The sequence below is a fragment of the Acidovorax sp. genome (genome assembly GCF_021287135.1).
Lineage (GTDB): Bacteria > Pseudomonadota > Gammaproteobacteria > Burkholderiales > Burkholderiaceae_C > Acidovorax.
The window spans coordinates 23,052-37,254 of sequence record NZ_JAJTBB010000083.1; the positions used below are offsets into that span (position 1 = coordinate 23,052).

Genomic DNA, 14,203 nt, shown 5'->3' on the forward strand with positions numbered 1-14,203 from the left:
CCCCCATCCATCACCGCTCACCCATGCGGGGTTCAATGAGGTCCGAAGATGCCTCGTGGCATCCCCAACAAAAAGGTATACCAAATGGCATACAAAACAAAAAAGCGCCTCGAGAGGCGCTTGTTTGCTTGCTTACTGGCGGAGAGGGCGGGATTCGAACCCGCGGTGGGGATTAGCCCACACACGCTTTCCAGGCGTGCGACTTAAACCGCTCATCCACCTCTCCTGAGCCTCAGATTGTAGCACGCGAATTCAAGGCTCTGCCGCTGGAATGAAGAAGACTTGCTGTCGCCCCGGTCCGCTTCAGAGCGCTGCGGGCGAGACGGCCGCCGGAGCTAGCTCCAGGGTGGGTTGGCTGGGGCGCGGGGGCGGCCGCCTTGCTCCATCCGATTGCGTCCAGCAGTCTTGCCGCGGTACAGCGCGGTGTTGGCTTGCTGCATGGCAGCTGTCGAGTTTTTGCACGTTGGCAGAGGCTTCCGAAAGGCCGATGGTCACGGTGCAGCGGACGGGGCTTGCGCCGCGCCGCGCGGCGGACCCATGCGGCGGCAGTCCCGGGGCAGCAGGAAAGGCCCGCGGCGATCGCCGGCCCCGCCGCCCGCCGCCCGCCGCAGTCGGCCGTCGTCAATTGCGGGGCGTGCCCGTGGTCTGCACCATCTTCATGGCCGAGCCGATCAGTGCGGACACTTCGGTCATGTTGCTGGGCACGATCAGCGTGGTGGTGGCGTCGCTGGCCACCTGGCTGTAGGCGTCCACGGCTTTTTCCGCCACCTTGAGCTGCACGGCCTGCTCGCCGCCCGGCTGGCGGATGGCGGTGGCCACGCGCTCGATCGCTTGCGCCGTGGCTTCGGCCACGGCCTTGATGGATTCGGCCTCCCCCAGGGCCTTGTTGATGACGGCCTGCTTTTCACCCTCCGAGCGGGCAATGAACGCCTCGCGTTCGCCCGTGGCGATGTTGATCTGCTCCTGGCGGCGGCCTTCGGAGGCGGCGATCAGCGCGCGCTTTTCACGTTCGGCCGTGATCTGGGCCTGCATGGAACGCAGGATTTCCGCGGGCGGCGTGAGGTCCTTGATCTCGTAGCGCAGCACCTTCACGCCCCAGTTCAGGGCAGCTTCGTCGATGGCGGACACCACCTGGGCGTTGATCATGTCGCGCTCTTCAAAGGTCTTGTCCAGCTCCAGCTTGCCGATGACGGAGCGCAGGGAGGTCTGCGCCAGCTGGGTGACGGCCATGATGTAGTTGCTGGAGCCATAGCTGGCGCGCATGGGGTCGGTGACCTGGAAGTACAGGATCCCGTCCACCTGCAGCTGCGTGTTGTCGCGGGTGATGCAGACCTGGCTGGGCACGTCCAGCGGAATTTCCTTGAGGCTGTGCTTGTAGGCCACCCGGTCGATGAACGGCACCAGAAAGTTCAGGCCCGGCGAGAGCGTGCCGGCGTACTTGCCCAAGCGCTCCTTGACCCAGGCGTTCTGCTGCGGCACCACCTTCACCGAGCGGATCACGAACACCACGAAGATGATGAAGAGGACGGTGGCAATGACGGTTGTGTCCATGGATAACCTTTGGAGATTGGTGCGAAGGAAGGGGGAGGGCGAACAGAAGAGAAGATAGGGCCGCAACGACGGCCGCCGGCCCGAGGTGCGCGGGCGGCGCGGCGCCGCTGCTACACCGGATCGACCAGCAGGCGGTTGCCCACCAGCTCTGCCACGCGGTGCATCCCGACGGAGGGCGTGATGCCCGGGCGGTGGATGGCCGTCCATGTGGCACCGCGGTACTTCACGCTGCTGGTGCCGTCGGCGTTCCAGGCTTCGACCAGCACGGTTTCGCCCACGTCCAGGTTCACGCTGCGGTCCGCACGGGGCGAGGGGTCGCCGGGGCGGCGCCTTTTCATCTGGTGCAGGCCAACGACCAGGCCGGCCCCCACCACGGCGGCGGCCACGATCTGCAGCGGGGCAGCCAGGCCCAGGTGGGCCGCAAGCGCCCCCGCCACCAGGCCGACAGCCACCATCAGCAGGTAGAAGGTGCCGGTGATCAGTTCGGCCACCACCAGGGCCCCTGCGGCCAGCCACCAGACAGTGGATTGCTCCATACCCGACCTCCTTGTTGTGGTTGTGTTTGTGGCACCACATTCTGGTTCAAAAGCGCAGCGGTTCAAAGGCGCGTCAACGTTATTCCTTACACTTCGCGCCTCTTTCCATTTTTGCCGGGCAGGGCACGGCTGCACGGAGGCTGCGCATGAAGTTTCGCTTTCCCATCATCATCATCGATGAAGACTATCGTTCCGAGAACACCTCCGGCTTGGGCATCCGTGCCCTGGCGCAGGCGATCGAGTCCGAAGGGTTTGAGGTCGTGGGGGTCACCAGCTACGGGGACTTGTCACAATTTGCGCAGCAGCAAAGCCGGGCCAGTGCGTTCATCCTGTCCATTGACGACGAGGAATTCACCCTGGGCGAGGGGCTGGACCCCATTGTGCTGAGCCTGCGCAACTTCATCGGCGAGGTGCGCCGCAAGAACGCCGATGTGCCCATCTACGTGCACGGCGAAACCAAGACCAGCCGCCACCTGCCCAACGACATCCTGCGCGAGCTGCACGGCTTCATCCATATGTTCGAGGACACGCCCGAATTCGTGGCGCGCCACATCATCCGCGAGGCCAAGAGCTACCTGGAAGGCGTGCAGCCGCCGTTCTTCAAGGCGCTGCTGGACTACGCTGAAGATGGCTCGTACAGCTGGCACTGCCCCGGCCACTCGGGCGGCGTGGCGTTCCTCAAGAGCCCGGTGGGCCAGATGTACCACCAGTTCTATGGCGAAAACATGCTGCGCGCCGACGTGTGCAACGCGGTGGAAGAGCTGGGCCAGCTGCTGGACCACAACGGCGCCATCGGCGAAAGCGAGCGCAATGCCGCGCGCATCTTCAACGCCGACCACTGCTTCTTCGTGACCAACGGCACGTCCACGTCCAACAAGATGGTGTGGCACCACACCGTGGCCCCGGGCGATGTGGTCGTGGTGGACCGCAACTGCCACAAGTCCATCCTGCACAGCATCATCATGACCGGGGCCATCCCCGTGTTCATGAAGCCCACGCGCAACCACTTCGGCATCATCGGGCCCATCCCGCAAAGCGAGTTCGAGCCCACGGCCATCCAGGCCAAGATCAAGGCCAACCCCTTGCTCAAGGGTGTGGACGCCAAGAAGGTGAAGCCCCGCGTGCTCACGCTCACGCAGAGCACGTACGACGGCGTGCTCTACAACACCGAGACCATCAAGGGCATGCTCGATGGCTACGTGGACAACCTGCACTTCGACGAAGCCTGGCTGCCGCACGCGGCGTTCCACCCGTTCTATGGCAGCTACCACGCCATGGGCAAGAAGCGCACGCGCCCCAAGCATTCGGTGACCTACGCCACCCAGTCCATCCACAAGCTGCTGGCGGGCATCAGCCAGGCGTCGCACGTGCTGGTGCAGGACTCGCAGACCACCAAGCTGGACCGCCACCTCTTCAATGAGGCGTACCTGATGCACACCTCTACCTCCCCGCAGTACAGCATCATCGCCAGCTGCGACGTGGCTGCCGCCATGATGGAGCCGCCCGGCGGCACCGCGCTGGTGGAGGAAAGCCTGCTGGAGGCGCTGGACTTCCGCCGCGCCATGCGCCAGGTGGAAGACGACTTCGGCAAGAACGACTGGTGGTTCAAGGTGTGGGGCCCCGACAAGCTCGTGGACGAAGGCCTGGGCCGCGCCGAGGACTGGATCATCCGCAGCGATGGCAAGGGCAAGAAGAACGGCAGCAAGTGGCATGGCTTCGGCCAGCTGGCCGACGGCTTCAACATGCTGGACCCGATCAAGTCCACCATCGTCACGCCCGGCCTGAACCTGGACGGCAAGTTCGACAAGACCGGCATTCCCGCGTCCATCGTGACCAAGTACCTCGCCGAGCACGGTGTGGTGGTGGAGAAGACGGGCCTGTACAGCTTCTTCATCATGTTCACCATCGGCATCACCAAGGGCCGCTGGAACACGCTGCTGACGGCGCTGCAGCAGTTCAAGGACGACTACGAGAAGAACCAGCCCATGTGGCGCATCCTTCCGGAGTTCTGCCAGCTGCACAAGCGCTATGAGCGCATGGGCCTCAGGGACCTGTGCCAGCACGTGCACGAGATGTACGCCAAGTACGACATCGCGCGCCTGACGACCGAGATGTACCTGTCGGACCTCACTCCGGCCATGAAGCCCTCGGACGCCTACGCCCACATTGCGCACCGCAAGACCGAGCGCGTGGAAATCGACCACCTGGAAGGGCGCATCACTGTGGGCCTGGTCACGCCGTACCCGCCGGGCATTCCGCTGCTGATCCCGGGCGAGGTGTTCAACAAGAAGATCGTGGACTACCTCAAGTTCGCGCGCGAGTTTGCCAAGCTGTGCCCGGGCTTCGAGACCGACATCCACGGCCTGGTGGAAGTCGAGGACGAGAACGGGCAGGTGCGCTACTACGCGGACTGCGTGGCCGAGGGCCACACGTCCTCGCGCAAGAACCCGTCGCCCCTGGCCACTGCGGAGAACCTGGTGCAGCAGGGCGACGACGGCCCTTACGGCCGCATCGTCTGAGGCATCCGCGCAGGCCGCCGCGGGTGCGGTCCCGGCCCGCAGGGCTGGCCGCCCCGCGCCGTTGAGAGGCCGGCCGCCGCGGAGCCAGGCTCGGGCGGATGGCTTTGCAGCCTGCGTTTTTAGTGAAATTGGCTTCCAGGGCTTGTGCAGTAAGCGCTGGAAGCTATTTTTTTGATAGCACTTTCGGCGGTGCAAGCCCGCCGGGCGCACCGGTCAGCGCGGCGGCAGGTCCTCGCGCACGCGCACAAAGCTCGCAAAGCGCGGCACGCCGCCCTCGTGCGTCCCGCGGAAGCGGTAGGTCACCCAGCTGCCCACGGCGGGCGGGTGGGCGCGGTCGGCATCGCTGAAGCCGGCGCCCAGCTTGAAGCGCTGGCCGGACGGCATCTCCACCAGCAGCGCGCCCAGGCGCCCCGCATGCCTGCCCCGGCCGGGCAGGTGGGCCACCACGCGGGCTTCGGCGTCCTCCTGGGGCTTGAGCTTGACGAGATCGTCGCTGCGGCCCGCCTCGTACAGCGACGCGCCCCGGTGCAGCATCAGCCCCTCGCCGCCTTCGCGCACCGTGCGCTGCATCAGGGCTTGCAGGGCGGCGTCCGAGGCCACCCGGCGCTGCGCGACCGCCTGCACCCAGGGCTGGCCGATGCCCGCCACCAGGGATTCGATAGCCGGGATGCGTTCGTCAAACGTGCCGCCGTGGCCGGGCAGGTCGAACACCATGAAGCGCATTTGCCGCCACGCGGCGTCGTCGGGCCGCTGCTGGCGCACGGTGGACTGGGCCTGGGCAAAACGGCCGCGGCCCGCCCACAGCTCACCGTCCATGGGCGTGGCAGGCCAGCCGGCCGTGAACCAGGGCGGGGCCTGGACGGTCTCCCCACCCCGCGTGCGCAGGCGCTGGCCGTCCCAGAAGCCGCGCACGCCGTCGTACTTTTCGCTGACCCAGTAGTCCGCCAGGGGAAGGCCGGGGCGGTAGACGTTGGCCAGCAGCAGCGCCGGAGGCTCGCCCGCGTGCGCGGCGAAAGGGGCTGTGCCCAGCCCCGCTGCCGCAACGGCCGCCAGCCAGCCTGCACTGGCAAACATCCAGGTGCGGCGGCTGGAGCTATCAAATGAATAGCTGTCGGCGCTTGCTGGATCAGCGCTGGAGCCCATTTTTCTTAGAACGTGAACACGTTCTTAAACCTGGTCGGCGCTCAGGCCGGCGGTCTGGCTGAAGCCGCCGTCCACGTAGGTGATCTCGGCCGTCACGCCAGAGGCCAGGTCCGACAGCAGGAAGGCCGCCACGTTGCCCACGTCTTCGATGGTCACGTTGCGGCGCAGGGGCGCGGCGTCGGCCACGCGCGAGAGCAGCTTGCCGAAGTCCTTGATGCCGCTGGCCGCCAGGGTCTTGATGGGGCCGGCGCTGATGCCGTTGGCGCGCAAGCTGCGGCCGTCCTCGGTGCGGCCCACGGCCTCGGCCAGGTAGCGCACGCTGGCTTCCAGGCTGGCCTTGGCCAGGCCCATGGTGTTGTAGTTGGGGATGGAGCGCAGCGCGCCCAGGTACGACAGCGTGAGCAGCGAGGACTTGTCGTTCAGGTAGGGCAGGGCGGCCTTGGCCATGGCCGGGAAGCTGTAGGCGCTGATGTCGTGGGCGATGCGGAAGCCCTCGCGCGAGAGGCCGTCCAGGAAGTTGCCGGCAATCGCCTCGCGCGGCGCAAAGCCGATGCTGTGCACGAAGCCGTCGAACTTCGGCCAGGTCTTCGACAGGTCGGCAAACATGCGGTCGATCTGTTCATCGCTGGCCACGTCGCAGTCGAACACCAGCGTGGAGTTGAATTCGGCGGCGAACTCGGTGATGCGGTCCTTGAAGCGCTCGCCCACGTAGCTGAACGCCAGCTCGGCGCCCTGCTGGTGGCAGGCCCGGGCGATGCCGTAGGCGATGGAGCGGTTGGACAGCACGCCCGTGATGAGCAGCTTCTTGCCGGTCAGAAAACCCATGTGTTGTTCTCCTTGGAATGGTGTGGAATGCGGCACCCGCGTGGGGTGTGCAACGTAGGGCAGAATTGTCGCATGCGGTTTTGGCTGACTTTCCTGCTGGCGGTGTGCGCGGCTCCTGCCTGGGCCGCCCATGGCTATGCGCTGTGGGGCGACCTGAAGTACCCGCCCGGGTTCGCGCACTTCGATTATGTGAACCCCGACGCCCCCAAGGGCGGCGAGCTGCGCATGGTGAGCAACCTGCGCTACTCCACCTTCGACAAGTACAACCCCTTCACTATGAAGGGGTCGGCGCCGGCCTACCTGGGGGACCTGATTTTCGAATCGCTGCTCACCGGCTCCATGGACGAGACGGCCTCGGCCTACGGCCTGCTGGCCGAGGACGTGCAGGTGGCCGAGGACCGCCTGAGCGCCACCTTCCGCCTGCGGCCCGAGGCGCGCTTTCACAACGGCGAGCCGGTGGAGGCCGCCGACGTCAAGTACAGCTACGAGACGCTGATCGGGCCCTACGCTTCGCCCAGCTACGCCACGCTGCTGCAGGAAGTCGCGGGCGTGGACGTGCTGGACAAGCGCACCGTGCGCTTTCGCTTCAAGCAGCCCAACCGCGAACTGCCGATCACCGTGGGCGGCGTGCCCGTTTTCAGCCGGGCCTGGGGGCGCGGGCCAGACGGCAAGGCCAAGCGCTTTGACGACATCGTGACGGACACGCCCATCGGCAGCGGCCCGTACCGCATTGGCGAGGTGAGCTTCGGCCGCGACATCACCTACCAGCGCGACCCGCAGTACTGGGGCCGCAATCTCAATGTGGTGAAGGGCGCCTTCAACTTCGACCGCATCACCGTCAAGATCTACAAGGACAACACCGCTCGGCTGGAGGCCATGAAGGCCGGCGAGTTCGACTTCATGACCATCTACTCGGCCGGCGACTGGGCCCGCCGCATCGACGGCAAGCTCTTCCGGCAGGGCGTGCTGGTCAAGAAGGACATGAAGCACCAGCTGCCCGCGGGCTTCCAGAGCTATGTGCTCAACACCCGCCGCCCGCTGCTGCAGGACGTGCGCGTGCGCGAGGCGCTGGGCCTGGCCATCGACTACGAGTGGATGAACCGCCAGATGTTCTACGGCGGCTATCCGCGCGTGAAAGACCTGTTTGGCAACACCCAGTGCGAGGCCCGGGGCAACCCCTCTGCCGAAGAGCTGGCCTTGCTGGAGCCCTGGCGCGGCAAGGTGCCCGACGCCGTCTTCGGCCCCATGTACACGCCGCCCACCACCGAGGGCGAGGGCCATTCGCTGCGCGCCAACCTGCGCCGTGCGCGCGAGCTGCTGGCTGAAGCCGGCTGGACCTACCGCGACGGCGCGCTGCGCAATGCCGAGGGCCAGGCCATGGTGATCGAATTCCTGGACAGCAAGGAAGGCGGCGCGCGCACCGTCACGCCGTGGATCCGCAACCTGGAAAAGCTCGGCATCACCCTGCGCTTCACCGCCGTGGACTTCGCGCTGTACCTGCAGCGGCTGGACAAGTTCGACTACGACATGATCAGCCTGGCCTACCCCGGCACCTACAACCCGGGCCAGGCGATGAAGGAGCTGTTCGGCAGCCAGGGTGTGAAGGTGGAGGGCTCCAGCAACCACGCGGGCGTGAACAGCTCCGCCGTGGACGCCCTGGTCACGGCGCTCACCCGCGCGAAAAGCCAGGCCGAGATGCTGCCCGCCTGCCGCGCGCTGGACCGCGTGATCATGCACAGCCACTACCTCATCCCCCAGTGGACGCTGGGCTCGCACCGCGTGGTCTACAACCAGCAGCGCCTGGCCTACAAGGAGCCCATGCCCCCCTATGCCAAGGCCGAGGAATGGCTGATGTTCTCGTGGTGGGCCAAAGAATGAAACAGCACCTCCCCGGATGGCCGCGCAGCGCCATGGACCTCTGACATGTTTGCCTACATCGCCAAACGCCTGCTGCTCATGCTGCCCACCCTGCTGGGCGTGCTGCTCGTGACCTTTGCCGTGATCCAGTTCGTGCCCGGCGGCCCGGTGGAGCAGTACCTGGCCGAGGCGCGCACGGCGGCCGGCAAGGGCGGGCTGGAGACAGGGGGCATGGCCTACCGCGGCGACCAGGGCGTCGACCCCAAGCGGCTGGAGCAGATCAAGGCGCTGTACGGCTTCGACAAGCCCGCGCACGAACGCTTCTTCCAGATGCTGGGCCAGTTTGCCCGCTTCGACCTGGGCAGGAGCTTTTTCCAGAACAAGGACGTGTGGAGCCTGGTCAAGGAGAAGCTCCCCGTCTCCATCAGCCTGGGGCTCTGGACCTTCTTCATCAGCTACCTGGTGGCCGTGCCGCTGGGCGTGGCCAAGGCGGTGCGGGCGGGCTCGCGCTTCGACATGGTCACCACGCTGATCATCCTGGTGGGCTATGCCATCCCCGGCTTCGTGCTGGGCGTGGCGCTGCTGGTGATCTTTGGCGGGCAGCTGCAGTGGTTTCCCCTGCGCGGGCTCACCTCGTCGAACTGGGAGACTCTGACGTGGGGTGCGCGCATTGTGGACTACCTGTGGCACATCACGCTGCCCGTCACGGCCATGGTGCTGGGCAGCTTTGCGGTGACGGCCATGCTCACCAAGAACGCGTTCCTGGAAGAGATCCGCAAACAGTACGTTCTCACGGCCCGCGCCAAGGGGCTGTCGGAGCGGCAGGTGCTGTGGAAGCACGTGTTCCGCAACGCGCTCATCCCCATCATCACCGGGTTTCCGGCGGCGTTCATCGGTGCGTTCTTCACGGGCTCGCTGCTCATCGAGACGCTGTTCTCGCTCGACGGCCTGGGCCTCTTGAGCTATGACAGCGTGATCCGGCGCGACTACCCGGTGGTGCTGGGCACGCTCTACCTGTTCACGCTGATCGGGCTGGTGACCAAGCTGATCAGCGACCTGTGCTACGTGTGGGTGGACCCGCGCGTGAAGTTCGATTGACGGAGGCCATCAGCACATGAGTCCGTTGGCGATAGCGCCGCAGGTCCGCGCCCAGATCGTTGGCACGCTGCAGGGGCAGGTCCCCGGCCTGCTGGCCGTATATGCCTTTGGCAGCCGCGTGCAGGGCACGGCCGGGCCGGACAGCGACCTGGACCTGGCAGTGCTGGTGGCGGGCTATGCCGATGCCGCGCACCTGTGGCATCTGTCCGGCGAGCTGGCAGACCTGGCGGGCTGCGCCGTGGACCTACTGGACCTGCGCGCCGCGTCCACGGTCATGCAATACCAGGTCATCACCCGGGGCGAGCGCTGGTGGGCACGCGACGTGCAGGCCGCATTGTTTGAAAGCGCCATCCTCAGCGAGAAGACGGCGCTGGACACCGCGCGTGCCGGGCTGTTGGCCGATATCCAGAAACGAGGAACTGTGTATGGTGGATGAGGTGCTGGTCAACAAGGCCGCCACGATCGAACGCTGCGTGAAGCGGGCGCGCGAAGAGTATTTCAGCGATCCGGCCACCTTTGCCGCCAGCTTCAGCCGCCAGGACGCGGCCATCCTGAACATCCTGCGCGCCTGCGAAGCCGCGCTGGACATGGGGCAGCACCTGGTGCGGCGGGACCGGCTCGGCCTGCCGCAAAGCGCGCGGGACGTGTTTGCCCTGCTGGCCCGGGCCGGGCGCATCGAGGCCGCGCTGGCGGAGGGGCTCCAACGCATGGTCGGGTTCCGCAACATTGCGGTGCACGACTACCAGAGCCTGCAGTTGCCCATCACTGTGGCAATCATCGAGAAGCATCTCGACGAATTCCTGCAGTACAGCAAGACTCTCCTGCAACAGGATGCTGCTTAGGCCATCCTTCCGGCAACAACAGGTCATGGATTCGCCTTCTCCCACTTCCCCCGGTCCGGCGGCGATGGCTCCGGCCTCCGCGCCCGCCTCGCTATCCCCCGCGCGCCGCGCCTGGCTGCGCTTTCGGCGCAACCGCCTGGGCTACTGGAGCCTGCTGGTCTTCTGCACCCTGGTGCTCATCAGCCTGGGGGCCGAGCTCATCAGCAACGACCGGCCGCTCATCGTGCGCTACGAGGGGCAGACCTACTTCCCCATGCTGCGGGACTACCCCGAGACCACCTTTGGCGGCGACTTCGACACCCCCACGGACTACCTGGACCCGTTCATCCAGGAGCGGCTGAGCCAGGGCAGCAACTGGGCGCTCTACACACTCAACACCTACGGGCCCAACACGCTCAACTACTTCGCCAAATCACCCAACCCATCGGCGCCCACTACCGACAACTGGCTGGGTACGGACGACCGGGGCCGCGACCTGCTCGCGCAGCTGATCTACGGCTTTCGCGTGAGTGTGCTGTTCGGGCTGGCACTCACGGTGACCGGCGTGCTACTGGGCGTGGTCACCGGCGCCATCCAGGGCTTTTTCGGCGGCAAGACCGACCTGGCGTTTCAGCGCTTCATCGAGATCTGGGGCTCCATGCCCGAGCTGTACCTGCTCATCATCTTCAGTGCCGTGTTCGCGCCCAGCGTGGCGCTGCTGCTCATTTTGCTGAGCCTGTTCGGCTGGATGGGCCTGTCGGACTATGTGCGCGCCGAGTTCCTGCGCAACCGGCAGCTGGATTATGTGAAGGCCGCGCGCGCGCTGGGCGTGGGCAATGCGCAGATCATCTGGCGCCACATCCTGCCCAACAGCCTGACGCCCGTGGTCACGTTCCTGCCTTTCCGCATGAGCGCGGCCATCCTGGCGCTGACGTCGCTGGACTTCCTCGGCCTGGGCGTGCCGCCCGGCACACCATCGCTGGGCGAGCTGCTGAGCCAGGGCAAGAACAACATCGACGCATGGTGGATTTCGCTGTCCACCTTTGCGGTGCTGGTGGTCACGCTGCTGCTGCTGACCTTCATGGGCGACGCGCTGCGGGACGCCCTCGATCCCCGAAAGCAATGAACACCTCTCCGCCTTCGTCTTCGTCTTCGCACTTGCCCCTGCTGCAGGTGCAGGACCTGCACGTGCGCTTCGGCGCCAAAGCGGTGGTGCGCAGCGTCAGCTTCTCCATCGCGCCGGGCGAAAAGCTTGCCCTGGTGGGTGAGTCGGGCTCGGGCAAGACCATCACCGCGCTCAGCCTGCTGCGGCTGGCGGGCGATGCCGCTATCACCGGCCAGGCCGTGCTGCGGGGCCAGCGCGACCTGCTGGCCCTGTCCGAGCGCGAGATGCGCGGCGTGCGCGGTGGCGAGATCGCCATGGTGTTCCAGGAGCCCATGACGGCGCTCAATCCGCTGATGACCATCGGCGCGCAGATCGCCGAGGTGCTGCAGCTCAAGCGGGGCCTGACGGGCGCGCAGTGCGCCCAGGCGGCCGTCGGGTTGCTGGCGCAGACGGGCATTCCCGAGCCTGCACGGCGCGCCAACAGCTTTCCGCACCAGCTCTCGGGCGGCCAGCGCCAGCGGGCCATGATCGCCATGGCGCTGGCCAGCGAGCCGCAGCTGCTGCTGGCGGACGAGCCCACCACGGCGCTGGACGTGACCTTGCGGGGCCAGATTCTGGACCTTCTATCCGAGCTGCAGCGCAAGAGCGGGATGGCCGTGCTGCTCATCACGCACGACCTGAACCTGGTGCGCCGCTTCGCCGACCGCGTGGCGGTGATGGAGCAGGGCGTGCTGGTGGAGCAGGGCCCCGTGGCCGAGGTGTTCGGCGCACCACAGCATGCCTACACCCGCCGCCTGATTGCCAGCCAGCCGCGGCGCGATGTGGTCGAGACCCCACCGCCAGCGGGCGCCGCCCCCGTCGTGAAGGCGCGGGACCTGCGCGTGGTGTACCCCACGCCGCTGCCCGGCCTGCGGGGCTGGTTCAAGAAGGGCGAGTTCGTGGCCGTGCACGGCGCCACGCTGCAGTTGCTGCCGGGGCAGACGCTGGGGGTGGTGGGCGAGTCCGGCTCGGGCAAGTCCACCTTGGCCCAGGCCATTCTGGGCCTGCTGCCCTGTTCGGGCCTGCTGGAGGTGGGCGGGCAGGCCTGGCAGCAGCCGGCCACGCGCAACACCCCCGCCAACCAGCGCCTGCGCCGGCAGGTGCAGGTGGTCTTTCAGGACCCGTTTTCCTCGCTTTCGCCGCGCCTCACCGTGGAAGAAATCGTGGGCGAGGGCCTGCGGGTGCATGAACCCGCCCTGGCCACCGCCGACCGGCGCGCCCGCGTGGAAGCCGTGCTGGCCGAAGTGGGCCTGGCCGAGGCACAGTACCCGCGCCTGCTGGAGCGGTACCCGCACGAGTTCTCGGGTGGCCAGCGCCAGCGGCTGGCCATTGCCCGCGCGCTCATCGTGCAGCCGCAGGTGCTGGTGCTGGACGAGCCCACGAGCGCGCTGGATGTGACCATCCAGCAGCAAGTGCTGGGCCTGCTGCAGCGCTTGCAGAAAGAGAAGGGGTTGAGCTACCTGCTCATCACCCACGACGTGGACGTCATCCGCGCCATGGCCCATGGCGTACTGGTGATGAAAGACGGCGAGGTGCTGGAAAGCGGCAGCGTGTCCGACGTGCTGGACGCTCCGCAGCATCCGTACACCCAGCGCCTGGTGGCCGCAGCCACTCCTTTGGATGAAAATGCCGCGTAGCGCCCGTGGATAAAGCGCAAGGCGCTATTAAAAATATAGCTATTCTGCCGCTGTCCTGGGGGCAGGGCAGCGCGGCGCCCGTGGCATGGGCCGCACCCCGGTGCTCACGTCATCGGCGCACGGCGGACCTGCGCTGCCCGTGACGTGCGGCTGGGCTGCAGCGCTTGCTCCTGCTCCCACACGATGCGGTTCATGTCAATGCCTAACTCCCGTGCGCGCTCCAGCAGGTGTTCCCGCACGTGCGCGGGCAGGGCCGGGGTGCGCGACAGGATCCACACGTAGTCGGTGCTGGAGCCCACCACCAGGGCCCACTGGTAGTTTTCATCCAGCGCCACCACGTTGTAGCCGCCGTAGAACGGGCCGAAGAACGACACCTTCAACGCGGCCCGGGCCGGGTCGCCCACGAAGCGGGCGGTGCCTTCGGCCTCCTTCCACTGGCGCCGCACCGGGTCATAGCCGCGGTTCACCACCTTGAGTGACTGGCCGTCAGGGTTGCGCGTGTAGGTGGCGCTGGCCCGGATGAGGCCGCGCTCGAAGTGGTGGTCAATGCGCGCCACCTCGTGCCAGTGGCCGGCGTAGCGGTCCACGTCGAAGCCGGTGACGGGCTGGATGCCCTCGGGCGTTCGGGGCGTGGTGCATGCGGACAGCGCCAGCACGGCCACCAGCACCGCAATGCCGGCCGCCAGGTGCCAGGGGGTGACCAGGGGTCGCGGGGAACGGGTGCGCATGGTGTGGTCTCCTCAAGCAGTAGGTGGGTGTGCTTTCTCTCGCAGCCCACTGTAGGCGCCGCAGCGCAGGCGCCGTGTAGGCTGGCGCTGGCACAGCGTGTCGGTAGCCCCGCCTGGCAGCCTGGCACCGCGGCGCCACCGCCGGCCGGTGGACGCCGTGTCAAGAGCGCGGCGGCGACCATGGACAACTTGGCGAGGGACGGCACCTCCCGTGCCGGCAACAATGCCCGCACGGGCCGGCGGTGCCGACAGCGTGGCTTGACCCGGCGCGGGGCCGCTGTGGCTGTGGCGGGATTGCCGAATCGTTGCGCCGCGCAGTTCGCCGGGCCCGGTTCACAGTTCAC

12 protein-coding genes and 1 tRNA gene are annotated in these 14,203 nt (G+C 67.0%); 7 read left to right on the plus strand and 6 right to left on the minus strand.

The features are described 5' to 3' along the window. Window positions 1–136: 136 nt before the first annotated feature. From LWW96_RS19340 to LWW96_RS19350, 3 genes are all read right to left on the minus strand, one after another. Window positions 137–226: transfer RNA gene (locus tag LWW96_RS19340), tRNA-Ser, on the minus strand. Between the two features lie 395 nt (window positions 227–621). Continuing rightward, window positions 622–1,551: a stomatin-like protein gene (locus tag LWW96_RS19345; RefSeq protein WP_291489488.1), complete on the minus strand. Its 930-nt coding sequence runs from the start codon at window positions 1,549–1,551 to the stop codon at window positions 622–624. Window positions 1,552–1,661: 110 nt separating this feature from the next. Then, window positions 1,662–2,087, minus strand: coding sequence for an NfeD family protein (locus LWW96_RS19350; RefSeq protein WP_291489489.1), 426 nt, complete (start codon window positions 2,085–2,087; stop codon window positions 1,662–1,664). A gap of 146 nt (window positions 2,088–2,233) precedes the next feature. Between LWW96_RS19350 and LWW96_RS19355 the strand changes: the two genes are divergently transcribed. Continuing rightward, on the plus strand, window positions 2,234–4,606 hold the full coding sequence (locus LWW96_RS19355) for an arginine/lysine/ornithine decarboxylase (RefSeq protein ID WP_291489490.1): 2,373 nt from the start codon (window positions 2,234–2,236) through the stop codon (window positions 4,604–4,606). 213 nt (window positions 4,607–4,819) lie between these two features. Here the strand turns inward: LWW96_RS19355 and LWW96_RS19360 are convergent, their stop codons facing one another. Continuing rightward, the gene (locus tag LWW96_RS19360) at window positions 4,820–5,680 is read right to left on the minus strand and encodes a DNA ligase (protein ID WP_291489491.1); all 861 of its coding nucleotides are present in this window, start codon (window positions 5,678–5,680) and stop codon (window positions 4,820–4,822) included. Window positions 5,681–5,773: 93 nt separating this feature from the next. After that, the gene (gene fabI, locus LWW96_RS19365) at window positions 5,774–6,574 is read right to left on the minus strand and encodes an enoyl-ACP reductase FabI (protein ID WP_291489492.1); all 801 of its coding nucleotides are present in this window, start codon (window positions 6,572–6,574) and stop codon (window positions 5,774–5,776) included. A 72-nt stretch (window positions 6,575–6,646) separates the two neighbouring features. On the opposite strand from fabI, the gene LWW96_RS19370 reads away from it, so the two are divergent. From LWW96_RS19370 to LWW96_RS19395, 6 genes are read left to right on the plus strand one after another with little or no spacing between them, the layout of a single operon-like run. Further along, window positions 6,647–8,452, plus strand: a complete 1,806-nt coding sequence (locus LWW96_RS19370) for an extracellular solute-binding protein (protein WP_291489493.1) — start codon at window positions 6,647–6,649, stop codon at window positions 8,450–8,452. A gap of 45 nt (window positions 8,453–8,497) precedes the next feature. After that, window positions 8,498–9,529 (plus strand): ABC transporter permease subunit, encoded by a 1,032-nt coding sequence (locus LWW96_RS19375; RefSeq protein ID WP_291489494.1) that lies wholly within the window; start codon window positions 8,498–8,500, stop codon window positions 9,527–9,529. A 16-nt stretch (window positions 9,530–9,545) separates the two neighbouring features. Then, on the plus strand, window positions 9,546–9,965 hold the full coding sequence (locus LWW96_RS19380) for a nucleotidyltransferase domain-containing protein (protein ID WP_291489495.1): 420 nt from the start codon (window positions 9,546–9,548) through the stop codon (window positions 9,963–9,965). Then, complete coding sequence (locus LWW96_RS19385) at window positions 9,955–10,371, plus strand: DUF86 domain-containing protein (RefSeq protein ID WP_291489496.1); 417 nt, start codon at window positions 9,955–9,957, stop codon at window positions 10,369–10,371. Before LWW96_RS19380 ends, LWW96_RS19385 begins: the two co-directional genes overlap by 11 nt. Before the next feature lie 25 nt (window positions 10,372–10,396). Continuing rightward, window positions 10,397–11,476, plus strand: a complete 1,080-nt coding sequence (locus tag LWW96_RS19390) for an ABC transporter permease (RefSeq protein ID WP_291489497.1) — start codon at window positions 10,397–10,399, stop codon at window positions 11,474–11,476. Next, window positions 11,473–13,131: a dipeptide ABC transporter ATP-binding protein gene (locus tag LWW96_RS19395; protein ID WP_291489498.1), complete on the plus strand. Its 1,659-nt coding sequence runs from the start codon at window positions 11,473–11,475 to the stop codon at window positions 13,129–13,131. Before LWW96_RS19390 ends, LWW96_RS19395 begins: the two co-directional genes overlap by 4 nt. A 104-nt stretch (window positions 13,132–13,235) precedes the next feature. Here the strand turns inward: LWW96_RS19395 and LWW96_RS19400 are convergent, their stop codons facing one another. Continuing rightward, window positions 13,236–13,859 carry a lipocalin family protein gene (locus tag LWW96_RS19400; protein WP_291489499.1) on the minus strand — a complete coding sequence of 208 codons (624 nt, stop codon included), beginning with the start codon at window positions 13,857–13,859 and terminating at the stop codon, window positions 13,236–13,238. Window positions 13,860–14,203 lie beyond the last annotated feature (344 nt).

Coding starts and splice junctions, on each gene's coding strand:
- LWW96_RS19400 (WP_291489499.1), bottom strand. CDS start 13,859: ATGCGCACCCGTTCCCCGCGACCCCTGGTCACCCCCTGGCACCTGGCG.
- LWW96_RS19380 (WP_291489495.1), top strand. CDS start 9,546: ATGAGTCCGTTGGCGATAGCGCCGCAGGTCCGCGCCCAGATCGTTGGC.
- LWW96_RS19360 (WP_291489491.1), bottom strand. CDS start 5,680: ATGTTTGCCAGTGCAGGCTGGCTGGCGGCCGTTGCGGCAGCGGGGCTG.
- LWW96_RS19370 (WP_291489493.1), top strand. CDS start 6,647: ATGCGGTTTTGGCTGACTTTCCTGCTGGCGGTGTGCGCGGCTCCTGCC.
- LWW96_RS19355 (WP_291489490.1), top strand. CDS start 2,234: ATGAAGTTTCGCTTTCCCATCATCATCATCGATGAAGACTATCGTTCC.
- LWW96_RS19345 (WP_291489488.1), bottom strand. CDS start 1,551: ATGGACACAACCGTCATTGCCACCGTCCTCTTCATCATCTTCGTGGTG.
- fabI (WP_291489492.1), bottom strand. CDS start 6,574: ATGGGTTTTCTGACCGGCAAGAAGCTGCTCATCACGGGCGTGCTGTCC.
- LWW96_RS19375 (WP_291489494.1), top strand. CDS start 8,498: ATGTTTGCCTACATCGCCAAACGCCTGCTGCTCATGCTGCCCACCCTG.
- LWW96_RS19395 (WP_291489498.1), top strand. CDS start 11,473: ATGAACACCTCTCCGCCTTCGTCTTCGTCTTCGCACTTGCCCCTGCTG.
- LWW96_RS19350 (WP_291489489.1), bottom strand. CDS start 2,087: ATGGAGCAATCCACTGTCTGGTGGCTGGCCGCAGGGGCCCTGGTGGTG.
- LWW96_RS19385 (WP_291489496.1), top strand. CDS start 9,955: ATGGTGGATGAGGTGCTGGTCAACAAGGCCGCCACGATCGAACGCTGC.
- LWW96_RS19390 (WP_291489497.1), top strand. CDS start 10,397: ATGGATTCGCCTTCTCCCACTTCCCCCGGTCCGGCGGCGATGGCTCCG.